Source organism: Tessaracoccus yangjingae, assembly GCF_055326235.1.
On the sequence record NZ_JBUZNN010000008.1, the window covers coordinates 1 to 22889 of the forward strand.

The 22889-nt window shown below is 71.5% G+C and carries 19 protein-coding genes; 13 read left to right on the forward strand and 6 right to left on the reverse strand.

What is annotated here, in order from left to right; all coding sequences use genetic code 11:
• Positions 1-120 precede the first annotated feature (120 nt).
• The 3 genes from ACZK5D_RS11745 (at position 121) to alr (ending at position 4330) form a co-directional block, all read left to right on the forward strand.
• Positions 121-1512: an IS1380 family transposase gene (locus ACZK5D_RS11745; RefSeq protein WP_463665165.1), complete on the forward strand. Its 1392-nt coding sequence runs from the start codon at positions 121-123 to the stop codon at positions 1510-1512.
• A 218-nt stretch (positions 1513-1730) separates the two neighbouring features.
• Positions 1731-3137, forward strand: coding sequence for an ANTAR domain-containing protein (locus ACZK5D_RS11750; RefSeq protein ID WP_463665410.1), 1407 nt, complete (start codon positions 1731-1733; stop codon positions 3135-3137).
• Between the two features lie 77 nt (positions 3138-3214).
• Positions 3215-4330, forward strand: a complete 1116-nt coding sequence (gene alr / locus ACZK5D_RS11755; protein ID WP_463665411.1) for an alanine racemase — start codon at positions 3215-3217, stop codon at positions 4328-4330.
• A gap of 7 nt (positions 4331-4337) precedes the next feature.
• On the opposite strand, the gene ACZK5D_RS11760 is transcribed toward alr, so the two are convergent.
• Positions 4338-5024 (reverse strand): EcsC family protein, encoded by a 687-nt coding sequence (locus tag ACZK5D_RS11760; protein WP_458995900.1) that lies wholly within the window; start codon positions 5022-5024, stop codon positions 4338-4340.
• 90 nt (positions 5025-5114) lie between these two features.
• On the opposite strand from ACZK5D_RS11760, the gene aat reads away from it, so the two are divergent.
• The 3 genes from aat to ACZK5D_RS11775 are packed head-to-tail and all read left to right on the forward strand — an operon-like array spanning position 5115 to position 7594.
• Positions 5115-5897: a leucyl/phenylalanyl-tRNA--protein transferase gene (aat, locus tag ACZK5D_RS11765; protein ID WP_463665412.1), complete on the forward strand. Its 783-nt coding sequence runs from the start codon at positions 5115-5117 to the stop codon at positions 5895-5897.
• Positions 5890-6753 (forward strand): Fpg/Nei family DNA glycosylase, encoded by an 864-nt coding sequence (locus tag ACZK5D_RS11770; protein WP_458995902.1) that lies wholly within the window; start codon positions 5890-5892, stop codon positions 6751-6753. Before aat ends, ACZK5D_RS11770 begins: the two co-directional genes overlap by 8 nt.
• Positions 6754-6781: 28 nt before the next feature.
• On the forward strand, positions 6782-7594 hold the full coding sequence (locus tag ACZK5D_RS11775) for a DUF1206 domain-containing protein (RefSeq protein ID WP_463665413.1): 813 nt from the start codon (positions 6782-6784) through the stop codon (positions 7592-7594).
• A gap of 13 nt (positions 7595-7607) precedes the next feature.
• Here ACZK5D_RS11775 and ACZK5D_RS11780 read toward each other — a convergent pair whose 3' ends face one another.
• The gene (locus tag ACZK5D_RS11780) at positions 7608-8618 is read right to left on the reverse strand and encodes a LacI family DNA-binding transcriptional regulator (protein WP_463665414.1); all 1011 of its coding nucleotides are present in this window, start codon (positions 8616-8618) and stop codon (positions 7608-7610) included.
• Positions 8619-8777: 159 nt separating this feature from the next.
• Here ACZK5D_RS11780 and ACZK5D_RS11785 point away from each other — a divergent pair, with 159 nt between their 5' ends.
• From ACZK5D_RS11785 to pheA, 5 genes are all read left to right on the forward strand, one after another.
• Entirely contained in the window at positions 8778-10061 is a 1284-nt protein-coding gene (locus ACZK5D_RS11785; RefSeq protein ID WP_463665415.1) for a sugar ABC transporter substrate-binding protein, read from the forward strand.
• A gap of 65 nt (positions 10062-10126) precedes the next feature.
• On the forward strand, positions 10127-11053 hold the full coding sequence (locus ACZK5D_RS11790) for a carbohydrate ABC transporter permease (RefSeq protein ID WP_463665416.1): 927 nt from the start codon (positions 10127-10129) through the stop codon (positions 11051-11053).
• Complete coding sequence (locus ACZK5D_RS11795) at positions 11054-11863, forward strand: carbohydrate ABC transporter permease (protein ID WP_463665417.1); 810 nt, start codon at positions 11054-11056, stop codon at positions 11861-11863.
• 16 nt (positions 11864-11879) lie between these two features.
• The gene (locus tag ACZK5D_RS11800; RefSeq protein ID WP_463665418.1) at positions 11880-13781 is read left to right on the forward strand and encodes a glycoside hydrolase family 127 protein; all 1902 of its coding nucleotides are present in this window, start codon (positions 11880-11882) and stop codon (positions 13779-13781) included.
• A 31-nt stretch (positions 13782-13812) separates the two neighbouring features.
• Complete coding sequence (pheA, locus tag ACZK5D_RS11805) at positions 13813-14712, forward strand: prephenate dehydratase (protein WP_463665419.1); 900 nt, start codon at positions 13813-13815, stop codon at positions 14710-14712.
• Positions 14713-14931: 219 nt separating this feature from the next.
• Here pheA and ACZK5D_RS11810 read toward each other — a convergent pair whose 3' ends face one another.
• Both ACZK5D_RS11810 and ACZK5D_RS11815 read right to left on the reverse strand, forming a co-directional pair.
• On the reverse strand, positions 14932-16488 hold the full coding sequence (locus tag ACZK5D_RS11810; protein ID WP_463665420.1) for a bifunctional phosphatase PAP2/diacylglycerol kinase family protein: 1557 nt from the start codon (positions 16486-16488) through the stop codon (positions 14932-14934).
• Positions 16489-16533: 45 nt separating this feature from the next.
• Positions 16534-17736: an MFS transporter gene (locus tag ACZK5D_RS11815; protein ID WP_463665421.1), complete on the reverse strand. Its 1203-nt coding sequence runs from the start codon at positions 17734-17736 to the stop codon at positions 16534-16536.
• A gap of 205 nt (positions 17737-17941) precedes the next feature.
• Between ACZK5D_RS11815 and serS the strand changes: the two genes are divergently transcribed.
• Both serS and ACZK5D_RS11825 read left to right on the forward strand, forming a co-directional pair.
• A complete protein-coding gene (serS, locus tag ACZK5D_RS11820; protein ID WP_463665422.1) occupies positions 17942-19216 on the forward strand; it encodes a serine--tRNA ligase in 1275 nt (424 codons plus the stop codon).
• A gap of 98 nt (positions 19217-19314) precedes the next feature.
• A complete protein-coding gene (locus tag ACZK5D_RS11825) occupies positions 19315-20100 on the forward strand; it encodes an HAD family hydrolase (RefSeq protein ID WP_463665423.1) in 786 nt (261 codons plus the stop codon).
• A 42-nt stretch (positions 20101-20142) separates the two neighbouring features.
• Here the strand turns inward: ACZK5D_RS11825 and ACZK5D_RS11830 are convergent, their stop codons facing one another.
• Both ACZK5D_RS11830 and ACZK5D_RS11835 read right to left on the reverse strand, forming a co-directional pair.
• On the reverse strand, positions 20143-21186 hold the full coding sequence (locus ACZK5D_RS11830) for an FUSC family protein (protein ID WP_463665424.1): 1044 nt from the start codon (positions 21184-21186) through the stop codon (positions 20143-20145).
• A 45-nt stretch (positions 21187-21231) separates the two neighbouring features.
• On the reverse strand, positions 21232-22884 hold the full coding sequence (locus tag ACZK5D_RS11835; RefSeq protein ID WP_463665425.1) for an alpha-amylase family protein: 1653 nt from the start codon (positions 22882-22884) through the stop codon (positions 21232-21234).
• Positions 22885-22889: the final 5 nt, after the last annotated feature.

Below are 22889 nucleotides of genomic sequence, written 5' to 3' on the forward strand. Positions count from 1 at the left end.
CCTCGTGCTTTCATGACGGTGGGTGGACTGTAGTGGCCTGAGATAGCGAAAGTGCCCCTGACTTGGGATGATGTGACTTGTCTAGAGAAACATCGACCAACAAGAAGGAGCACCTTCGAGGTGAAGAGTACCGGCTCGTATCCCAGGGTTCATGTCGATACCGCGAAGGTGACCGCGGTCGGGCAGGCTGGCGGGATCCTGCTGACCGAAACCATCCGCGCGGCCGGCCTGGACCGGGCCCTGTCGGAGGCGCTGTCTCGGTGGCGGAAACCGTTGGCGGTCCACGACCCAGGCAAGATCGTCTGTGATCTGGCGGTGTCGCTGGTGCTCGGCGGTGAAGCGTTGAGTGACCTCGCTACCCTGCGTGCTGAACCAGGGGTCTACGGCCCGGTGGCGTCGGATCCGACTGTGTCGCGGCTCATCGCGGCCCTCGCTGCGGATGCGGACAAGGCCATCAAGGCGATCGCGGGAGCTAGGCAGCAGGCCCGCGCCACGGTCTGGGCCCTGGCCGGTGAGCATGCCCCCGACCACGAGTCGACTGCCGAGGATCCGGTGATCATCGACTTGGACGCGTCGTTGATCACCGCCCATTCGGAGAAGCAGCGCGCGGCTGCGACGTTCAAGCGAGGCTTCGGGTTCCACCCGTTGCTGGCGTTCGCCGACCACGGACCTGAGGGCACCGGCGAAGCCCTGGAGGTCCACCTACGCCCCGGGAACGCCGGTTCGAACACCGCCGCCGATCACATCACCGTCACCAAACAAGCTCTCGCGCAGCTCCCCGACCGGAACCCGCGGCCCGGACGCCGCGTGCTGATCCGCGCGGACGGGGCCGGCGGCACGAAGGAGTTCACCAAGTGGCTGACCGGGCGCAGGGTGGCGTACTCGGTCGGGTTCACCCTCCCCATGGACACCCCCGACCTCTACCACTTGGTCCCTGAGTGGGTTTGGGTGCCGGCCCTCAACAGCGATGGCGAGGCTCGCGAGGGGGCCGATCTTGCTGACTTCACCGGACTGCTGGATCTCGACGGTTGGCCTGCCGGGATGCGGGTGATCGTCCGCAGAGAACGGCCCCACCCCGGCGCTCAGCTGCGGTTCGACGACGTCGACGGCTACCGGCTCACCGCCTTCGCCACCAACACCACCCTCGGCACCCTCCAGCAGCTGGAGCTCAGGCATCGTCGACGCGCCCGCTGCGAAGACCGGATCCGGATCGCGAAAGACACAGGCCTGGCCAACCTCCCGTTGCACGGGTTCGACCAGAATCGGATCTGGTGCCAGATCGTCGCCCTGGCCTCCGAGTTGCAGGCCTGGAGCGCGATGCTGGCGCTGGCCGGTCATGAAGCCCGCCGCTGGGAACCGAAACGGCTCCGCTACCGGCTCTACACCATCCCCGCGACCCTCGCCAGAAGAGCCCGCCGCACCGTCGTCCACTTCAGCGACCGATCCCGCTGGGCCGAGCTGATCATCGACAGCATCAGCCGACTCCGAAACCTCCCGGCACCAGCCACCTGACCCTGTCCTCCACATGACCCTCTGAATCTGGCAGCTCCCGGCCTGGAAACCCGCACCGCAGACGTCACGCGGGGTCTTGTCACACCCACCTGCAAGAATCAGAACAACCCCGACGCCACCGGCGCCGACCAGCCCCACACACGCCCGTCATGAAATATCGAGGCTAATGTGCGGCGTGACGAACAAATTCTGTCGTCACCGTCGCAAAGGCCGAGTGCATGACCATCCATCTCAGTGGCGCGGGGCGGGCCTCCGCCGCCACGCCCATGTTCGCCGCGGGCACGAGGCCTGCCGAGCCGGACCCGGCCCGGAGGCCATCGCTGGCCCTGGTCGAACCCGACTCCGAGCGGGCCGCGTTCCTCGGCGACGCTCTCTCCGAGGGCTACGACGTGCGGACGGTGGCCGCCGTCGACGAGGCCGCCGACATGCTCCGCTCCGACCCGCCGGAGCTCGTGCTGGCCGATCTCGCCTCCCCGTCATCCGGGGAGGAGTTCATGCGCGCCCTGCGCGCGGAGTCGGCACTGGCCGACACCCCCGTGGTGCTGCTCGAGGACTACGGCGACGGCGCCGCCGCGTTCGACCTGGCGGGGCTGCGCATCCGCCTGGGTGCGGCCCTGGCACGCGCCCGGCATCACTCGCTCGACGCCGCGTGGCGCCGTGCCCTCCTGTCCGCCCTGCACGACGGCGTCCTCATCTTCGACGCCGCCGGCACGGTCATGGAGATGAACCCGGCCTTCGAGCGGCTCTTCGGATACACGATGAGCGACGGACCGTTCGCACCCCCGTACCCCTGGTGGCCCACCCAGGTGGAGAACGCCGACCAGCTGGCCGCGATCGCCCAACGGCACGCGGATGCCCGCGCCGGCGCCACCGGCGTGGGGGAGGCGTTGTACTACGACTGCGAGCGCCGGCCGGTGTGGGTGTCGGTGGCAGACGCCAAGGTCCGGGATCCCGACACCGGGCTCACCGCCACCATCCGGACCTTCCGCGACATCACGCGGCAGATGGAGGCGCAGACCCGGCGCGCCGCCGCCGCGCTGGTCAGCGCCGATTTCGCCGGCGAGGACGACATCGCGACGCTCCTCGGCCTGGCCGTCCACGGCTTCGAGCTCCTCTTCGGCGGCACCTGCACCATCGAGATCGACCACGACGGCCCCGTGCTGTTCCACGGCGGCACGACGGTGACCTCCGACGAGCTTCCGCCGGAGGTGCTCGCGGGGCTGGGCGGGCGGCCCAGCGCCGACAGCATCAGCCTGCGCCCGGGCATCCTGCTCGTGCCGCAGGCGAGCCTCGCCGAGTGCAGGGCGTGGGTCCAGTTCCCCCGGCGGCGCCAGATCGGCCCGGACGAGATGATCGTGGCGGACCTCCTGGCACAGGCCTTCGCGCTGGCGGTCGACCGGCTCCTGCACGCCCAGCGCAGCGCGGACCGGCAGGAGCACATGGCCCGCGCCATCGAGAGTCACCGCCTGATCGGGCAGGCCGTCGGGATCCTCGTGGAGCGGCACCGGCTGACGCCTGGGGACGCCTTCGAGCGCCTCAAGAGCGCCAGTCAGCAGCGCAACGTGAAGCTGCGTGCGGTGGCGGAGCTCGTCATCGAGACAGGGGCGGACCCGGAGACGCTCTAGCGCCCCCGGCCCTGCCTGCATGGACGGGCGGGGACGGAACGTGCGACGACGCCACTGAAGAGTCCACACTGGTCTCCATGCCCTCGCCCACCACGTTCCACGTCGACCTCGACGCGCTGCACGCCAACCTGGCCGTCGCCCGCGAGCTTGCCGGCGGGCGTCAGGTCCTGGCGGCAGTGAAGGCCGACGCCTACGGACACGGCCTGGTCAGGGTGGCGCAGTCCATCCAGGAGCGGGGCTCGGCCGACTGGCTCGGGGTGGCGCTGACGGCCGAGGCGCAGACCCTGCGCGCCGCCGGCGTCTCGCTGCCCATCCTCAAGTTCACGCCCACGCTCGTAGACGACCTGCCCGAGGCGGTCGCGGCGGGGGTCACGCTGTCGGTCGGGGACACGGCAGCGGTCGACGAGGCAGAGGCGGCCGCCGCGGCGGCGGGGGTCACCGTCGATGTGCACCTCAAGATCGACACCGGCATGCGCCGCGTGGGCGCCGATCCCGCGGACGCGGTGGCGCTGGCGGAGAGGTTGGCGGCTGCCGGGCACCTGCGGGTGGGCGGGGTGTTCACGCACCTCCCCGTCAGCGACGTGGTGGCGGGGGAGGACTTCACGCGGTCCCAGCTGGCCCTCTTCGAGGCGACGGTGGCGCGGGTCGAGCAGGTGGTCGGCCCCGTCGCGCTGGTCCACGCCGCCAACTCCGGCGCCGTCCTCGGCCACGACCTGGGCCGCACCACCATGGTCCGCCCCGGGATCATGGTCTACGGCTCCTACCCCGACGCCGCCACCCCCCACACCCGGCCGCTGCGCGACGTGGGCCGATGGACGTCACGGGTGAGCTTCCTCAAGCGCATCCGGGAGGGCGAGACGGTGGGCTACGGCCGCACCTGGACCGCCCCCCGCGACACCTGGGTGGCCACCGTCGCCGTCGGCTACGGCGACGGCTACTCGCGGCTGCTGTCGTCGCGGGGGCGGATGCTCATCGCCGGGCGGTCCTACCCGGTCGTCGGCCGCGTGTGCATGGACCAGACCATGCTGGACCTGGGCCCGGACACCCCGGAGGTGACGGTGGGCGACGAGGTGGTCCTCATGGGCACCAGCGGCGAGGACCGCATCGGTGTGGAGGAGATCGCCGGCCTGATGGGGACGATCACCTACGAGGTGACCTGCCTCATCACCGCCCGCGTGCCCCGCACCTACTGAGCGGTCCCTACTGCGGCTGTGCGCCCTCGGCGTGGCCCCGCGACAGCTTCGGGCGCCGGCTCGGGAACTCGTTCATGGCGTGGATGCCGATGCTCCGGGTGCTCCAGCCGTCGACGGCGGCGCCCACCCCTCCGCCGACCAGCGGGATGCCGCGCAGGGCCCGCACCCCCAGGCGCTTGCCGCTGACCTGGTACATCACGCGGTCCAGGAGTGCCCGCGACACCTGGCCGTCGAGCCGGGCGTCGAAGACGGGGGCCGTGGCCACCACCAGGGGAGAGCTGGGCAGAACGCCCTTGCTCACCAGGTCCGCCATCGTGGACGGGCCCAGCATCACCATGAGGATGGCCGTGCGGACCCTGGGGTCGCTCAGTTCGTAGCCGCGCAGGTGGGCGATGCCCGCCACCAGCCTTGCCTGGAGGAAGGTGGCCGCCGCGATGTTGGCGGGTATAGCGACCAGCGCGACGAAGAACCCGCCCCAGTTGGTGGCGAAGCCCTGCCCTCCCGCCATGGCGACGTGCTGGGCGATCATCCGCGCGATAGCCTCCTCGGCGTCCGCGCGTTGGGCCAGGAGCTGTTTGGCGGAGTGCTTGGCCCCGGGCAGCCTGCCCTTGCCCTCGATGGCCAGCTGCAGCAGTTCGTGGAGGACGTCGGCGGTGAAGTTCTCGGCCACCGCCACGACGTTGCCATCACTCATCGTCACACTCCTCTCTTCGATCCCAGCCTGTCACAGCCCCGCAAACGCGTCGACCCTGGAAATCCACCTAGGGGCTGCCAGACTGGGGCCATGTTGGGCGCCACATTCGGCCGGCCGGAGGACTGGCCGGGCCAGGATCTGATCGGTTACTCCGAGGAGTTCGGCCCCGGTCTCGCGCTTGAAGCCTACTCCTGCGGTGTGTTTCCGATGCCCATCGACCACGACGGTGAGGAGATGGGGTGGTGGTCCCCCATGCAGCGCGGCCTGCTCCCCATCGAGGGGCTGCACGTCACACGGTCGCTGCGGAAGTCGGCGCGCCGGTACACCACGACGGTCGACCTGGCCTTCGACGACGTGCTGGCCGCCTGCGGCGACCCGGCCCGCGAGGGCGGCTGGATCGACGACCGGATCCAGGACGCCTACACCACGCTGCACGCCAAGGGGTGGGTCCACTCCGTCGAGACGTGGGACGCCGACGGCCGGCTCGTCGGCGGGCTCTACGGGGTGCACCTTGGGGGAGTGTTCGCGGGTGAGTCGATGTTCCACCACCCGCACCGCGGGCGGGACGCGTCGAAGGTGGCGCTCCTGCGCCTCGCGGTCGAGCTCGCCTCGGCCGGGGTGCGGCTGCTGGACGTGCAGTGGCTCACCGAGCACCTCGGGTCGCTCGGCGCCTACGAGGTGCCCCGCGCCGAGTACCTGGCGCGCCTGAGCGTGGCGCTCGAGCTGCCGCAGCTGCCGTGGAGCCGCCGCGGCAGGATGGACGGCGCGGAGTTGCTGCAGGCCTGGGATGCGGCGCGCGCGCGGGGCACACTGTCCGGAGGGGGTACGCCCGTCACGGGGGCGCGACCGACAGAAGGAGGGGCCGATGCCTGAGCTGCCCGAAGTCGCCGCGCTGGCCGGCGAACTGGACCGCAGGCTGCGCGGCCGGGTCGTCGCGGCCGGCCACCTGGTGTCGTTCTCCGCGCTCAAGACGTACAAGACGCCCTTGACGGCGCTGGCGGGGCTGGAGATCGACGGCGTCACCCGCCACGGCAAGTTCGTCGACGTCGCGGCCCAGGGCGTGCACCTGATCTTCCACCTCGCCCGCGCCGGCTGGGTCACCTGGCACGACGTGGCGCCGCAGGTCCCCGCGCGGCCCGGCAAGTCCGGCCTGGCGCTGAGGATCGTCCTCGACGACGGATCCGGCTTCAGCCTCACGGAGGCCGGCACCCAGAAGCACCTCGCCGTCTACGTGGTGGACAGCCCCGAGGAGGTGCCCGGTGTCGCGGCACTGGGGCCTGATCCGCTGGACCCGGGCTTCACCGTCGACGATTTCCGCGCGGTGCTCGCGGCCGCCGGACGGGCGCAGCTGAAGGGCGTCCTGCGGGACCAGAAGATCCTCGCCGGGATCGGCAACGCCTACAGCGACGAGATCCTGCACGCGGCCCGGCTGAGCCCGTTCAAGCCCGCGAACAGCCTCGACGAGGCGGGCTCGGCCGAGCTCTTCGACCACCTGCGGCAGGTGCTCGGCCAGGCCGTGGCGTCCGCGGCCGAGGTGCCCATCTCCCAGCTCAAGGACGCCAAGCGCGCGGGCATGCGCGTGCACGGCCGCACCGGGGAGGCGTGCGCGGTGTGCGGCTCCACCATCGCCGAGGTGTCCTTCGCGGACTCGTCGCTCCAGTACTGCCCCGGCTGCCAGACCGGCGGGCGGCCGCTGGCCGACCGGCGGATGTCGAAACTCCTCAAGTAGCCCCGTCCACGGCGCCTACGATGTGGGGATGAGCGACGGGGGAGTCATCGGCGGCGTCCAGGGCGCGGCGAAGGACGTCGAGGAGCACCCGGTCGCGGCCTGGGCGGCCGCGGCGGGTCACGTCGTCAACGGCATCGTGCATGCCATCATCGGCGGCATCGCCATCGGCATCGCGCGCGGCGCGGGAGGGTCGGCGGACCAGTCCGGCGCCATGCGGGCCATCAAGGACAACCCCCTCGGGGCGGCGGCGCTGTGGCTGGTGGCCGGGGCGCTGTTCGCGCTGGCCCTCTACTCGCTGGCGGTCGCCGTCGGGGAGGTGTCGCGGGACAAGCGCGACGCTGCCAAGAGCGTGGGCAGGGCCGTGATGTACGCGGTGGTCGGCTCGGCCGCGCTGGTGTACGCGCTGGGGGGCACGGCGGACGGCGAGCAGACCACCGAATCGCTGAGCGCGGAGCTGCTGCAGAGCTGGTGGGGCTCGGCGCTCCTGGTGCTGGCGGGCGTGGTCATCGCGGCGATCGGCGTGGGCATGATGGCCAAGGGGGTCACGAAGTCCTTCCTGGAGGACGTGGAGCTGCCACCCCGGTTCCGGCGCTCGTTCACCGCGCTCGGGATCGGCGGCTACCTGGCGAAGGGCCTGGCGGTGGTCATCGTCGGAGTGCTGTTCGTGGTCGCGGTGTTCACGCGCGATCCGGAGGACACCGGCGGGCTCGACGGCGCGCTCAAGGCGCTCGTCGGGGTGCCCGGTGGGCAGGCGGTGCTGGTGGCGATCGGCGTGGGGCTCATCCTCTACGGCGTCTACTGCATCGCCCGCGCCCGCACGACGGCCCGCCGGAGCCGGTGAGGGGCAAGGCCCCTCACGCCCCCTTCACGCTCGACCCCCGCACGACGAGCCGGCACGGCCGCGTCTCGATCCCCGGCGTGGTGGTCCCCGCGATCGACTCGAACACGCGCTGGGCGGCGAGGCGCCCGATGGCCTCGAAGTTCATGTCGATGCTGGTGAGCTGCGGTTGTGACCCGGTGGCCAGGATCTCCCAGTTGTCGAACGACACCACGGCCACGTCGTCGGGGACCGCCACCCCGCGGGCCCGTAGCGTGTCGAGGGCCCCGCGGGCGATCTGATCCGAGGCGCAGATGATGGCGTCCACGTCCGGGGACGAGGCCAGGATGGCGTCGGCGGCGGCGCGGCCCCATGCCTCCGACCACGCGCCGTAGGTGTGCGGGCCCAGCAGCTCGAGGCCCGCGTCGGCCAGTGCCCCGGTGATGCCGGCCACGCGGTCGTGCGCCGCGGCGTAGGTGACGTCGCCCCTGATGTGGGCGATGCGCCGACGCCCGAGGGACAGGAGGTGCTCGACGGCCATGGCGCCCGCGCCCACGTTGTCGGGCACGATGGACACGTCGTCCGGGTTGTCTGAGGGGGCGTAGGCGTACACCACCGGCACCGGCAGATCCCGGCCGATCGACGGCCGGGGGTCGGTGCGGGACCCTACGACGATCAGGCCGTCCACGCGCCGGGCCAGGAGCGTGGTCAGGTGATGGCGCTCGCGGATCGCGTCCTCGCGGGCGTCGCACAGCAGGACGGACATCCGCTCGGCGCCGAAGGCGTCCTCGGCGCCCATCAGGATGGGGATCGAGAAGCGTCCGTCCAGGTCCGAGGCCAGCAGCCCCACCGTGCCCGACTGCCCGGAGGCCAGGTTCCGCGCCAGCGCGTTAGGCGTGAACGACAGCCGTTCGGCCGCCTCCTGCACCTTGCGCCGCGTGTCGGCCCCGACGTCGTCGCGGCCGTTGAGTGCCTTCGACGCGGTGGCGACGGAGACGCCGGCCGCCTCCGCCACGTCGCGTAGCGTCACTGCGCGCGTGCCTGCCATCACTACCTCCACCGTTACGAAACCGTTACCGGGAATGGTAGCGGACCGCGTTGACATCAGGCTAGAGAGCGTGCAAACTAGAACCGAAAGCGTTTTCGAGAGTTTCGAAAACGAACCCGGCCGTGATGACGCGGCCGGACACGGAACGAAGGAGATCCGATGTCGGGATTCACCCCCACCATCTCGCGCCGCATCGCCGTCGCAGGCCTGTTGGCCGGTGCGCTGACGCTGGCCGCCTGCGGCGGCTCGTCGGGCACGCCCTCGGCCACCACCGGTGGCGAAACCTCGGGCGGCGCGGCCACCGGAACGGTGACGGTGTGGCACTACTTCTCAGACCCCAACCAGGTGGGCCTGATGGACAAGTACGCGGAGCTCTTCGAGGCTGCGAACCCCGGTTCGACCGTGGACAACGTCTATGTCCCCTACGACCAGATGAACTCGAAGCTCGTGGCGGCGGCCGGGGCGAGCGAAGGCCCGGACATCGCGGTGTTCAACGGAGCCGAGACCTCCACCCTTGCCCTCGCCGGCGTCCTCGCGCCGCTCGACGAGCACCTGGCCGGCTACTCCGACGCGTCGCAGCTTCCGGATTCGGTGATCCACAAGCTCGACGGTGAGACGTTCGCGCTGCAGGGCTACGTCAACCTCCTGGGCCTCTGGTACAACGCGGACATCCTCAGCGAGATCGGCGTCGAGCCGCCCACCACGATGGACGAGCTCGAGGCCGCCATGGCCAAGGCCAAGGACGCCGGCTACCAGGGCATCACGCTCAGCGGCCTGCCCCAGGGGCAGGGCGAATGGCAGGCGTACCCCTGGCTCACCTCCGAGGGCTTCAGCTACGAGAGCCCCGACGCGGGCGCGCTGGCCGCGGGCTTCTCCCGGGTCAGGGGCTGGGTGGACAACGGCTACCTGTCGCAGGAGGCCGTGACGTGGGACCAGACCGTCCCGTTCCAGCAGTTCGCCGCCGGTGAGGTGGCCTTCGCGGAGAACGGCAACTGGCAGATGGGCACCGCCAAGTCGGACGCCAAGTTCAACTTCGGGGTGACCAAGCTCCCGCTCTCCGAGACCGGCAAGGTCTACCTCGGTGGCGAGGGCCAGGGCATCGGGGCCTACTCGGCCAACCCGGAGCTCGCGTGGAAGTACCTCGAGGCGGCCTACCTGTCCGAGGAGGGTCAGCTGGCCGCGGCGGAGATCGTCGGGTCCATCCCCTCCCGGCTCGACGTGGCCCAGAACGAAGCGGTGACGAGCAACGAGCTCCTCAAGCCCTTCGCGGAGACGGTCGCGGCCTTCGGCGCCAACTACCCCGACGCCGCGATCCCGCCGGAAGCCGTCGCTGATGTCCAGCTCACCGTCGGTCAGGCCTGGTCCGCCGCCCTGGGCGGGCAGCAGTCGCCCGAGGACGCCGCGCAGGCGGTCATCGACAAGCTGAGCTCCGTCATCCAGTAGTTCCCATTCCTCCCGACGGCGCGGCCCCCCACCGCGCCGTCGGGGGCACGTCACGGAAGATGCCGATGTCGACCCTCACCGTCGCCACACCGCCCGTCGCCACCCCGCCCGTCGCCCGACGCCGCAGGGCCGGGCGCCCCCACTGGAGCTTCGCGCTCCCCGCCGCGGCGTTCCTCGCCGCCTTCTCACTCTTCCCGCTGATCCAGCTGGTGCGGATGTCGTTCTCGGCCGTCACCAGCGGCACCCTGAACAAGCCGTGGGAGTTCGTGGGCCTCGACAACTACGCCCGCGCCCTCGAATCGGGCGAAATGCAGGCCGCGCTGCTCCGCACGGCGGCCTTCGTGGTGGTGGTGACCGTCAGCGGCATGCTGCTCGGCCTCGCCGGAGCCATCGCGCTGCGCACCTCCGGCCGCTGGTCCAGCGCGGTGCTGGCCGTCATGGTGTTCTGCTGGGCGCTTCCGCCGGTGGTCAACGGCTCGGTGTGGAAGTTCCTCCTGGCCAAGGACGGCCTCATCAATTCCATCGCGATGAGCCTCGGGCTCACGGACACGGCCTTCCCGTTCCTCTACGACCAGACCTGGGCGCTGCTGTCCGTGGCGTTCGTGTGCTCGTGGGCGGTGATCCCGTTCAACGTGCTGGTCTTCCGGGCCGCGCTCATGCAGATCGACGTCGAGCAGTTCGAGGCCGCCGCGCTCGACGGCGCCAACCGGTGGCAGGAGGTCCGCCACGTGATGCTGCCGGCCGTCAGGCCCACCACCCTGGTGCTCCTGATCCTCACCGTCGTGTACGGGTTCAGGTCGTTCGACTACATCTACGTGATGACCTACGGCGGCCCCGGCACCGCCACCAACACGCTGCCGTTCCTGGGCTTCCTTCAGGCGTTCCAGCGCTACGACTACGGGCTCGGCTCCGCGACGTCGGTGATCGCCGTCGCCCTGGTGCTCGTCCTGGCGGTCGTCTACGCCCGCTCGGTCCTGAAGGAGGAGAAGTAGATGAACACCCGCACCGGTCCGGTGACCGGCGCCATCAAGGCGCTGTTGACGCTCCTCTACGGGCTGCCCCTCTTCTGGATCCTGCTGACCAGCTTCAAGCCCTCCGCCGAGGTCTTCGGGTCCCCGTTCTCCTTCAGCCCCACGGTTGAGGCCTACACCGCCGCGATGGGCCCCGCGCTGTGGGTGGCGCTGCGCCAGTCGGTGACGATCGCCGTCGGCACGACCGCCCTGGTGCTGCTCCTCGCCGTTCCGGCGGCCTACGGGCTGGCACACATCAAGGGCTGGATCGCCTCGCTGGGCCTCGGTCTGCTCATCGTCTTCCAGATGTCTCCCCAGACCGCCAACATCATCCCGCTGTTCCAGATCTTCGGGTCGTGGAAGCTGCTGGACTCCACCCTGGGCGTCGTCGTCGCGGACACGGCGCTGCTGATCCCCTTCGCGGTGATGCTGCTGCGGCCCTTCTTCCGGGCCATCCCCCCGGCGCTGGAGGAGGCGGCGCAGATCGACGGCGCCTCGATGCCGCGCACCTTCTGGTCCATCGTGCTGCCGCTGGCGCGCAACGGCGTGTTCACCGTCGGCACGCTGGTGTTCCTGCTGGCGTGGGGGGAGTTCCTCTACGCCGTCAACTTCTTCCTCGCGCCCGGCACCTACCCGCTGTCGGCCCTGCTGTCGCAGCAGGTGTCCGCCTTCGGCATCAACTGGCCAGGGCTGATGGCGCTGGCCGTGCTCACCTCGATCCCCATCCTCATCGTCTACTCGTTGTCCTACAAGTCTCTGCGTGACGGCCTCGCCGTCGGCGCCGTCAAGTGACCAGGAGCCACTGAACATGACCACCACCCTCCCCGCCGATCACGGCCGGCCCATCTCGCCCAAGGCCGGCACCCTTCGGCCCCTCGGCATCGACGACGTCACCATCACCGGAGGATTCTGGGCGGACCGGCAGCAGCTCAACGCGTCGGTGATGATCGCCCACGCGCAGGACTGGATGGAGCGCGAGGGCTGGATCCCGAACTTCGACCTCGCGGTGCGGGGCGGGTTGGCGGAGGGCCGACGGGGCCGCGAGTTCTCGGACTCGGACGTCTACAAGCTCATGGAGGCCATCGCGTGGGAGCACGGCCGCACCGGCTCCCCCGAGATGAACGAGCGCTTCGAGGCGCTCACGGCCCGCATCCTGCCCGTCCAGGAGCCGGGCGGCTACCTCAACACCATGTTCGGCCGTCCCGGCCAGCAGCCGCGCTACTCGGACTTCGAGTGGGGCCACGAGCTGTACTGCTACGGCCATCTGATCCAGGCCGCCGTCGCCCGGGCCCGCACGTTCGGCCGCGACCCGTTCGTCGAGGCCGCCATCCGGGCCGCGGACCACGTGTGCGCCGAGTTCGGCGAGGGCGGCCGCGACAAGGTGCCCGGCCACCCGGAGATCGAGGTGGCGCTGGCCGAGCTCGGGCGGTTGACGGGCGAGGAGAAGTACACGCGCCAGGCTGCGCTGTTCATCGAGCGTCGCGGCCACGGCCGCCTCGCCGACATCGAGTGGGGCCGCTCCTACTACCAGGACGAGGTGCCGGTGCGGGAGACGCAGGTGGCCCACGGGCATGCCGTGCGGGCCATGTACCTGGCCGCGGGGGCGGCCGACGTGGCCGTCGACCTGGGCGACACGGAACTCCTCGACGCCATCGTGCGGCAGGCCCGCAACACCTTCGCCACGCGCACCTACGTGACGGGTGGGATGGGGTCGCGGCATACCGGTGAGGCGTTCGGCGAGGACTTCGAGCTCCCGCCGGACCGGTCCTACTCGGAGACCTGCGCCGGGATCGGGGCGATCATGCTGGCCCAACGGCTGCTGCTCGCCACCGGCGAGGCGGCGTACGCCGACATGGTGGAGCGCATCCTCTACAACATCGTCGCCACCTCCCCGGCCGAGGACGGGCACGGCTTCTTCTACGCAAACACGCTCTACCGCCGCACCGAGGGTGAGGTCCCGGCCGCCGACGTGGCCAGCCCGCGCGCCGACTCGTCGCTCCGCGCGCCGTGGTACCACGTGTCCTGCTGCCCCACGAACGTGTCGCGGACGCTGTCGTCGCTGTCCTCGCTGGTGGCCACCACCTCCGGCGACGCGGTGCACCTGCAGCAGTACATGCCCGGGCGGGTCGTGGCTGACCTGCCGGGCGGCCGCGTCGAGCTCGAGGTTCAGACCGGGTACCCCCACGACGGCCGGGTCCGGGTCGCGGTTCTGTCCGCGCCCGACTCCTGGCGGTTGGTGCTGCGGGTCCCGTCCTGGGCCGACGGCGCCACCGTCGACGACGGGTCCGGCCCCTCTCCGGTGGCGACTGGGCATGTTGCGGTGGGGCGGGCGCTCGCCGTCGGCGACACCGTGACACTCGACCTGCCGATGGTGCCCAGGTTCCTGTTCCCGGACCCGCGGATCGACACGGTGACCGGCCAGGTGGCGGTGGCCCGCGGGCCGCTGGTCCACGCCCTGGAGTCGGTCGACCTGGGGGCCGACGTCGCCCGCGCACGGGTGGACCTCGCCGCCGGAGTCAGGGAGGCCGGCGGCGACGTGCAGGTGAGCCTCGCCCTCCTGCCTGAGGGCCGCTCCGACTGGCCCTACCGCGACACCCCCGCCGGGCGCGACGACGACGGCCCGCGGTGGGTGGGGCTGACCCCGTACCACGCGTGGGGCAACCGCGGCCCCGCCACCATGCGGGTCTGGATGCCGTACCTGCTCGGCTGACCGCCCGGCGCGATGGCCTAACCTGAGGGGCGTGCTCGGATACTTCGGCCCCGCGGGGACCTTCACCCATCAGGCGTTGCGCACCATCACCGACGACGACGCCCTCGCGTTCGCCAGCGTGCGCGAGGCGCTCGACGCCGTGCGACTGGGGCACGTGCGCGGCGCCGTCGTGCCGATCGAGAACTCCGTCGAGGGCGGGGTGTCCGCCACGCTCGACGAGCTGATCGCCGGCGCCCCGCTCGCCATCCGCGGCGAGATCGTCATCCCTGTCGAGTTCGGGCTCTACGTGCGCCCGGGCACCCGGATGGACGAGGTGCAGCAGGTGCTGACCCACGGCCATGCCGCCGCGCAGTGCCGGGACTGGCTGGGGATGATGGTGCCGCAGGCGCACGTCACCGAGGCCGGGTCGACGGCGGGCGCCGCGGCCGAGGTCGCGCGGCCGGAGTCGCGGTACGACGCCGCGGTGTGCGCGAGGGTTGCGGGCGAGCTGTACGGGCTGGAGGAGCTGGCCTACCAGATCGAGGACAACCCCGGGGCGGTGACCCGGTTCGTCGAGGTTGGTGTCGCGGGGCCGGTGCCCGAGCGCACCGGCGCGGACAAGACCACGCTGGTGGCCTACATGCGCGAGGACCACGCGGGCGCACTGCTGGAGATCCTGGAGCAGTTCGCGGTCCGCGGGGTGAACCTGAGCCGGATCGAGTCGCGCCCCACGAAGACCACGCTGGGCTCGTACTGCTTCTCGATCGACGTCGAGGGCCACCTGCACGACAAGCGCGTCGAGGAGGCGATGGAGGGGCTGCACCGCGTGTGCCCCACCGTGCACTTCCTGGGCTCGTACCCGCGCGCGGACAAGGCCCGACCCGTCGTCGGCCACGGGTTCAGCGACGAGGAGTTCGACGCCGCCGCGAGGTGGATCCGCACCCTCGGCTGACCTGGCGACACCTCAGCCCACGGCCCCACCGCTGGCTGAGGTGCCGTCCCCCCGCTGGCTGAGGTGCGGCCCCCCCGCTGGCTGAGGTGCCGACCCCCCCGCTGGCTGAGGTGCCGCGCAGCGGCCTCGAAGCCTAAGAAACGTGAGTTGACAAGGTGCGATGGTTAGGGCTCGAGGCTCGTCGCCGCGCTGCTGGCACCTCAGCCAGCGGGAAAGGGCTCAGCCAGCGGGTGGCGGTCCGTCGACGGGGTGTGGCAGCACCACCCTGACCGCGGCAGGAATGACGTCGAAGCGGATCCGACGCACGGTTCCCACCACGTCGCCGTCGACCTGGCAGAGCACCGGCTCCGCGTACTCCGCGGTGACCGACGCGCCCTCGAGGCGGTCCAGCAGTGGCTCCTCCGACGCCTGCCGCAGCACCCCGCCGATCATCCGGGCGACGTCGCCGGCCGTCTCGGGCGATGCCACCAGCACCTCCAGGGTCCCGTCGTGGGCGCTGGCCGAGGGCATGAGCGACACCCCCGGATACAGGTCCCCGACGTTGCCCACCTCCACCAGCGACGCCTCCCGTTCGAGCGGGGCGGCGCCGTCGACGGTGAGCCGCAGCGGCACGGGCCGGGCCCTGATGTGGCCCAGTCCCGCCCACACGTACGCGGCCGGGCCGAGCGCGCGCTTCAGTGCCTCGTCGGTGTCGTGGAGGACCGCGGCGTCCGCGCCCAGGCCCACCATGACCGCCGCGACACCGTTGACCCCGCCGTCGAGGTCCTGATAACGCATGAGGTCCATGCCCTGCGCCTCCCCGGTGAACGCCAGGGTGAGCGCCCGGCCGGCGTCGAGCGGGACGCCCAGGTTGCGGGCCAGCAGGTTGCCGGTGCCCGACGGAAGGATGGCCACGGGGACGTCCGAGCCGCTGACGGCGGCGCACACCTCGCGCACGGTGCCGTCGCCGCCGGCGACCACCACCAGGTCGGCCTCCGACTCCAGCGCGGCCCGGGCCATTCCTCTTCCCGGGTCCTGCTCCGTGGTGGCCAGCCAAATGGGCGGCTCCCACCCCCGGTCGTGGGCCTCGTGCCCGATGAGTCGGTGGAGAACCGTCAGGTCACGCACCTTGCCGGGGTGATACACCACGACGACGCGGCCCGGCCCCGTGTGGGACGCGACGGAGCGCGCCATGTGCACGTCGGCGATCAGGCAGGCCAGCGACGCGACGAACCCGCCGAAGAGGAACCCGCCCACCACGTCGGTGACGAAGTGCGCACCGAGCAGCAGCCGGTCGGCCGCGACCACCACCACCGCGACACCGCCCAGAACGCGCGTGGCGAGCACCACGCGACGGGGGCGGCGGGTGGTGGTGGTGAGGACGCCGAGCAGGGTGGCCGCCACAGTCATGGCCACCGTGTGCGCCGACGGGTAGCTGAGCGGATCGCTGCTCACCAGGTAGTCCCACGGGCTGTCCGGGCGGTCGCGGCCCACCGTCAGCTTGAGCAGCGCCGTGCCCACCACGCCGAGCGCCACCGCGATGACGATGGCCCGCGCCATCGCCAGGAACCGCCGCCGCCACGCCCACCAGGCGACGACCAGCAGGCCCGGGTAGATCAGGGTCGGCACCGTGAGCAGCGCCACCGCCGCCGCCGCCTGGCCCACCACGGACCGGTCGGCCACGGGGGAGTGCGGCCACAGGTCGTCGACGAAGGCGGGCAGCAGGAGGGTCCACACCACGAAGGCGGCGCCGAAGCCCAGCGTCGCCGCCACCGTCACGGGCGACCTCCGCATCATGGCCGTGATTCTTCCACCGCCGGGTGGGCGGCGGGCGGGCCGTGCTCAGGCGGTGCGGGCCGGGCGCCGCCGTACGAACAGCCACGGGAGGACGGCGCCGGCCATCACCGCGCCGGTCACCGCGAACGCCCAGCCGAAGCCGACGGCGTCCGCGATGGCGCCGGCCAGCATGGTGCCCGCGATGGAGCCGAGGTCCATCGACATCGAGTAGGTGGACAGGGCCTGGCCCCCGTTGCGGTTCGAGCCGATGATGTCGGCCATCAGCGCCTGCGACGCCGGCGCGATGAGGGCGGCCCCGGCGCCGGCCAGCGCGGAGAGCGCCAGGAACACCCAGAGCGCGTCCACCCACCCGAAGAAGATGGTCGCGGCGGCGGACACGAGGAGCCCCACCACGAGGAAGGGCCGCCGGCCGCGCCGGTCCACGAGCCGGCCGGTGGCCTGCTGGGTGACGGCGTTGCCGAGAGCGAAGAGGGTGAGCGCGATGCCGGCGGCCTGGTTCCCGATGGTGGGCACCGCCGCCGCCATGAGCGGCAGCAGCGCGATCCGGACGCCGAAGTTGGCCCAGCCGTGCGCGAACCCGGTGACCAGCAGCGCCCGGTAGTACGGCAGGCCCATGGCCTCGGCCAGCGACATGGTGGCGCGCTGCTCGCCGTCGACGGGGCGCCCCCCGGGGCCTCCGCGCAGGAACACCATCACCACGGCCGCCGCTATGAACACCGCCCCGGCGTAGATGAAGAACGGGACCCGCAGGCCCAGGCCCTGCATCGCCGAGCCCAGGATGGGGCCGGCGATGTTGCCGAGCAGGAAGGCGGTGCCGTAGAGCGAGGAGGTGTGCCCGCGCTGCGCCGGGGGCGACAGCCGGACCAGCAGTGCCATGGCGGAGACGGTGAACATCACCGAGCCCACGCCGCCCAGCCCGCGGAACACCAGGAGCCACCAGAAGTCCGTGGCCAGCCCGCTCAGCACGCTCGACGCGCCCACGATGATCAGGCCCACCAGATAGACCCGCCGCTCGCCCAGCTTGTTGACCAGCGCGCCGCCCGCGGGGGCGAACAGGAGCCGGACAAGGGCGAACACCGAGACGATGGACGACGCGGCCATCAGCCCCACGTCGAACGACTTGGCGAACTGCGGGAGGATGGGCGCGACGATGCCGAACCCGAGCGCGATGATCATGGCCGAGGCCACCAGCACCCAGATCTCGCCCGAGATCGGCTCCCGTCGCCCCGTCGTCAGCTCACCCGTCACCGCCCCACCCTATGCGACCCCCGGGTGCGGGGGTGGGCTGGGTTTGAGCCAATGGATGGGTTCGCGGGGGACCCCACGCGGGAGCTGAGCGGGACGAGTGCCGCGAACCCATCCATTGGCTCAAACCCTCCCCCACCCAGGGAGGACCAGGTGGGCGGGCGGTCGCGCCCGAGTCCTCCGGCGTGGCGTCGGTAAGGTAGGGCCCATGATCGATCCCAAGTGGCTCCGCACGGATCCAGACCGCATCCGACGTTCCCAGGCCGCCCGGGGCGCCTCGGTCGAGCTCGTCGATGACCTGATCGACGCAGACGAGTCCCGCCGCTCCACCATCCTCGCCTACGAGACCCTCCGCGCCGAGCAGAAGGGGCTGGGCAAGGAGGTGGCCAGGGCCAAGGGCGACGAGCGGGCCGCGCTGCTTCAGCGCACGGGCCAGCTGGCCGCGGACGTGAAGGCGGCCCAGGCTGCCGTCGACACCACCGAGGAACGGTTCACCGAGCTCATGAAGCAGCTCGGCAACCTCGTCCTCGACGGCGTCCCCGAGGGCGGGGAGGACGAGGGCGTCGTCCTCGAGACGGTCGGCACCCCCCGGGACTTCGCGGCGGAGGGCTTCACTCCCAGGGATCACCTGGAGATCGGCGAGCTGCTCGGCGCCATCGACATGGAGCGCGGCACCAAGATCTCCGGGTCCCGCTTCTACGTGCTCACCGGCATCGGCGCGCAGCTGGAGCTGGCGCTGCTCAACCTGGCCATGACCAAGGCCGCCGAGTGGGGGTTCACGGCCATGATCCCGCCGGCGCTGGTGAAGCCGTCGGCCATGGAGGGGACCGGGTTCCTCGGGCAGGCCGCGCAGGACGTCTACCACCTCCCGGCGGACGATCTGTACCTCGTCGGCACCTCCGAGGTGGCTCTTGCGGCCTACCACGCGGGGGAGATCCTCGACGGCGCCACCCTCCCCCGGCAGTACGTGGCCTACTCGCCGTGCTTCCGCCGCGAGGCCGGCTCCTACGGCAAGGACACCCGCGGCATCTTCCGGGTCCACTGGTTCGACAAGGTGGAGATGTTCGTCCACTGCGACCCGGCGGACGCGGAGGCCTGGCACGAGAAGCTGCTCGGGTGGGAGAAGGAGTTCCTGACCGCGCTGGAGGTGCCGTTCCAGGTGCTCGACGTGGCCTCGGGCGACCTCGGCCTGTCGGCCGCCCGCAAGTTCGACTGCTACGCCTGGCTGCCCACGCAGGAGCGCTATCGCGAGGTGACCTCCACCTCGAACTGCACCGAGTTCCAGGCCCGCCGCCTCGGCATTCGGGGCCGCTTCGCCGACGGCGTGCGCCCCGTCGCCACCCTCAACGGCACGCTGTGCGCCATGACGCGCATCATCATCATGCTGCTCGAGAATCACCAGCAGCCCGACGGCTCCGTGCGCGTCCCGGAGGCCCTGCGTCCCTACCTGGGAGGCCGGGAGGCGCTGGTTCCGCCGGCGTAGCCCCGGCCGTTCGGCCCCAGGTCACCGGGTGTTCACCAGCGTCTGTCACGCTCGCCGCACCGTGGCCGCCGGGTCATGCTAGAGAGGTTCGTTTGCCCATGAAGTTCAGCCCCAGGATGGTGGCTCTAGACATCGACGGCACCCTCGTCGACCCGTTCGGCGACATGCCGCAGGAGGTGCACGCCGCCGTGCGACGCGTGGTGGACGCCGGGGTGCCGGTGGTGCTGTCGACGGGGCGGTCGTGGATCTCCACCGAGATCATCTTCACCCACCTGGACCTTCCCCCGGGGTGGGCGGTGTCCTCCAACGGCGCCATGGTCATCACCAACCCGCCGTTCGAGGTGCACCACGAGACCCGGTTCGACCCGAGGGAGACCGTGCACCGGGTGGCCGAGCTGGCGCCCAGCGCGTGCATCGCGGTGCAGGACGGCCTGCACTGGCGGGTGAACCGCCCCTTCCCAGACGGCGAACTCCAGGGCGACGTGACCATCGAGAGCATCGACGAGCTGGCCTCGCGGGAGGTCTCGCGCGTCATCGTGCGGGACCCGCACAGCTCGGAGGAGGTGTTCAACGGCATGGTGAGCCAGCTCGGCCTGCACGAGGTGGCCTACTTCATCGGCTGGTCCGCGTGGCTGGACATCGCGCCCATGGGCGTGGACAAGGCACACGGCCTCCAGATCGTGTGCGACCAGCTGGGCATCGATCCGGCCGAGGTGCTGGCCATCGGCGACGGCCGCAACGACATCGAGATGCTCGAGTGGGCCGGGCGCGGCGTCGCGATGGGAGACGCCCCCGACGTGGTGAAGGCGGCCGCCGACGCGGTCACCGGGCACTTCGCGGACCTGGGGACGGTCGAGGAACTATCGCGCTGGTTCCCCGGCTAGCCGCTGGGCCGGGCCTGCCGATCCCGGAGCATCGCCCGTCGTTCAGCGCTCAGGGGCAGGCGTCCGGGCGCGCGTCAGGGCTGCATCGAGGCCCAGGACGCAGAACGCGATGACGACGCCGAGCAGCGTCTCGAGCAGCCGGTCCACGCCCGACTCGGCGGCCCCGACCCCCAGGATCCTCTGGCTGAAGACGATCAGAGTGGTGAGCAGCAGGGCGAACAGGGCGTAGTTGACCTCGCGGAATGTCATCACCAGGAACGCGGAGCCCAGGAAGAGCAGCACCAGGACCACCGTGTTGTCGCCGACCAGCCCGGTGAGCGCCACCGCGATGATCACCCCGAGGGCCGTGCCCAGCGTGCGCTGCGTGCCCAGGACGAAGGCCTGATGGCTGGGCGGGCGCATCACGAGCAGGGCGCAGACGGGGAGCCAGGCCGGATGGGCGGGGAAGAACGTGAAGCCGAGCAGGGTGGCGACCGCCAGTCCGAGCCCGCGCAGCACGGCGAACTGCCCCAGCGCGCTGCCGAGCTGCCCACGGCGCCCCGAAGACGGCTGCGCCGTCGTCGCTGCCTCGACGTCATCGTCACCGACCCCCTCATCGGAACCCTCACGGGCCCGTAGCCACGCCACCCCGGCACCGACGGCGGCGCCGAGGGCGAACCCCGCGGCATACCCGAGCGGGCCCACGCCCGTGTCATGGAGGGTCAGCGCGAGGATGATCCAGATGGCGGAGATCAGGGCACGGACGCCGGCCTTGCGGCTGCGGCCGGAGTGGAGCGCGGTGGCCACCCCGACGACGCCGACGAGGACCGCGGCAGCGGCGGGACGGCCGTCGATCCAGACCGCGACGTAGGTGAGGGCGGCCCCCACGACGACCAGCGGCAGGAGCGCCTTGGCCCACGGGCGGCCCGCCGGGGGCGGATCCGTCGCCAGCAGGATGAGCGCCCCGATCACCGCGGCCATCGCCACGGGCCCCCAGATCAGGATGGCCGCCGCCAACACGGACAGCACCGCGAGACCGGTCAGGCCGGCCCGGACGCTGATGAGACGACGGTCGAGCGTCAGGAGTTCCGTTGCGAAGGAGGCCACGTCGACATCGTAGGGACGTCGACGGCGCCGCGTGCCCACCGTCGATCAGGCGGCACGCACCCGGAACCACCTGAAGCCGTACCCCTCCAGCTGCACCGACAGTGCCCCGTCGTGCAGCACCGCCGCCTCGCCGTCGAGCAGGTTCTCGACCACGTCCCCGTCCGCCACCACCCGGGTCAGCGACACCGACACCGGGTCCGCCGAGAAGTTGTGCACCGCCACCACGGCCGAGCCGTCCAGCGCCACCTGATGGGCCAGCACCGACGGCGCCTCCGTCGCGATCACGGAGAACTCCCCCCAGCCCAGCTCGTGACGGCGCCTGCGCACCCCGATCAGGGTGCGCATGAACGCCCACAGCGAGAGGGGGTCATGCTCCTGGTCGGCGAAGTTGACGTGCTCCGGCCCGTAGCCGTCCGGAGCCACCCGCTGGACCAGCCTGCCGGGCTGCGCCGTCGAGAAGTCGCCGTTGCGGCCTGGACCCCACTGCATGGGGGTCCGCACCGCCATCCGCCCCGGCGCCTCGAGGTCCTCGCCCATGCCGATCTCCTCGCCGTAGTAGAGGGTGGGGGTGCCGGGCAGCGAGAACATCAGGCTGTAGGCCATCCGCACCCGGCGAGGGTCGCCGCCGAGCATCGGCGGCACCCGCCGCTTGAGGCCGCGGCCATAGACCTGCATCGACTCCTCGGGGCCGAACGCGTCGAACACCTCCTGCCGCTCGGCCTCGCTCAGCTTGTCCAGTGTCAGCTCGTCGTGGTTGCGCAGGAAGGTGGCCCACTGGCAGGTGGGATGGATCGGCGGGCGCGCCTCGAGTGCGGTGACCAGCGGGCGCGGATCCTCGCGGGCCAGCGACAGGTAGGTGGCCTGCATGGCGATGAAGTCGAACATCATCTGCAGTTCGTCGCCCGCGTCGCCGCCGAAGAACTTCCGCTGCTCGGCGTGCGGCACGTTGACCTCGCCCAGCAGCATGGCGTGGCCCTTGCGGCGTTGCAGGAACGCCCGGACCTGCCTGATCACGTCGTGCGGGTCCACCGCCATCGTCGCGGCGCCGGTGTTCTCGGCGTTCTGGAGCAGGAACGGCACGGCGTCCACCCGGAAGCCGTCCACGCCGAGCTCCAACCAGAACCCGACGGTGCGCAGGATCTCGTCCATGACCTCCGGATTGGCCAGGTTGAGGTCCGGCTGGTGGGCGTAGAAGTGGTGGAGGTACCACTGGCCGGTGCGCTCGTCGAGCGTCCAGATGCCCTCCTCCTCGCCGGGGAACACCACCTCGGCGGAGGTGTCGCCCGGTTCCGTGTCGCGCCAGACGTAGTAGTCGCGGTACCGGTTGGTGGTGCTGCGCCGCGACGCGACGAACCAGGGGTGCTGGTCCGAGGTGTGGTTGACGATGAGGTCCGCGATGACCCGGATGCCGCGGTCGTGGGCGGTGCGGATCACCTCCACCAGCTCGCCGTGGTTGCCGAGCCGCGGGTCCACGCCGTAGAAATCCTTGACGTCGTAGCCGTCGTCGCGGTCCGGCGACGGGTAGAACGGCATGAGCCAGAGGCAGGTGATGCCCAGCTGGGCCAGGTAGTCGATGCGCTGCGCCAGGCCGGCGAGGTCTCCCACGCCGTCGCCGTCGGAGTCCAGGAAGGTCTCCACGTCCAGGCAGTAGACGACGGCGCTCTTCCACCACAGGTCGCTGGTCTCGGTGATCCGCATCGCCC

What these genes read in the sequence shown, in the direction of transcription:
- ACZK5D_RS11750 (WP_463665410.1), top strand. Translation starts at nt 1,731, where the DNA reads ATGACCATCCATCTCAGTGGCGCGGGGCGGGCCTCCGCCGCCACGCCC.
- alr (WP_463665411.1), top strand. Translation starts at nt 3,215, where the DNA reads ATGCCCTCGCCCACCACGTTCCACGTCGACCTCGACGCGCTGCACGCC.
- ACZK5D_RS11760 (WP_458995900.1), bottom strand. Translation starts at nt 5,024, where the DNA reads ATGAGTGATGGCAACGTCGTGGCGGTGGCCGAGAACTTCACCGCCGAC.
- aat (WP_463665412.1), top strand. Translation starts at nt 5,115, where the DNA reads ATGTTGGGCGCCACATTCGGCCGGCCGGAGGACTGGCCGGGCCAGGAT.
- ACZK5D_RS11770 (WP_458995902.1), top strand. Translation starts at nt 5,890, where the DNA reads ATGCCTGAGCTGCCCGAAGTCGCCGCGCTGGCCGGCGAACTGGACCGC.
- ACZK5D_RS11775 (WP_463665413.1), top strand. Translation starts at nt 6,782, where the DNA reads ATGAGCGACGGGGGAGTCATCGGCGGCGTCCAGGGCGCGGCGAAGGAC.
- ACZK5D_RS11780 (WP_463665414.1), bottom strand. Translation starts at nt 8,618, where the DNA reads ATGGCAGGCACGCGCGCAGTGACGCTACGCGACGTGGCGGAGGCGGCC.
- ACZK5D_RS11785 (WP_463665415.1), top strand. Translation starts at nt 8,778, where the DNA reads ATGTCGGGATTCACCCCCACCATCTCGCGCCGCATCGCCGTCGCAGGC.
- ACZK5D_RS11790 (WP_463665416.1), top strand. Translation starts at nt 10,127, where the DNA reads ATGTCGACCCTCACCGTCGCCACACCGCCCGTCGCCACCCCGCCCGTC.
- ACZK5D_RS11795 (WP_463665417.1), top strand. Translation starts at nt 11,054, where the DNA reads ATGAACACCCGCACCGGTCCGGTGACCGGCGCCATCAAGGCGCTGTTG.
- ACZK5D_RS11800 (WP_463665418.1), top strand. Translation starts at nt 11,880, where the DNA reads ATGACCACCACCCTCCCCGCCGATCACGGCCGGCCCATCTCGCCCAAG.
- ACZK5D_RS11810 (WP_463665420.1), bottom strand. Translation starts at nt 16,488, where the DNA reads ATGATGCGGAGGTCGCCCGTGACGGTGGCGGCGACGCTGGGCTTCGGC.
- serS (WP_463665422.1), top strand. Translation starts at nt 17,942, where the DNA reads ATGATCGATCCCAAGTGGCTCCGCACGGATCCAGACCGCATCCGACGT.
- ACZK5D_RS11825 (WP_463665423.1), top strand. Translation starts at nt 19,315, where the DNA reads ATGAAGTTCAGCCCCAGGATGGTGGCTCTAGACATCGACGGCACCCTC.
- ACZK5D_RS11835 (WP_463665425.1), bottom strand. Translation starts at nt 22,884, where the DNA reads ATGCGGATCACCGAGACCAGCGACCTGTGGTGGAAGAGCGCCGTCGTC.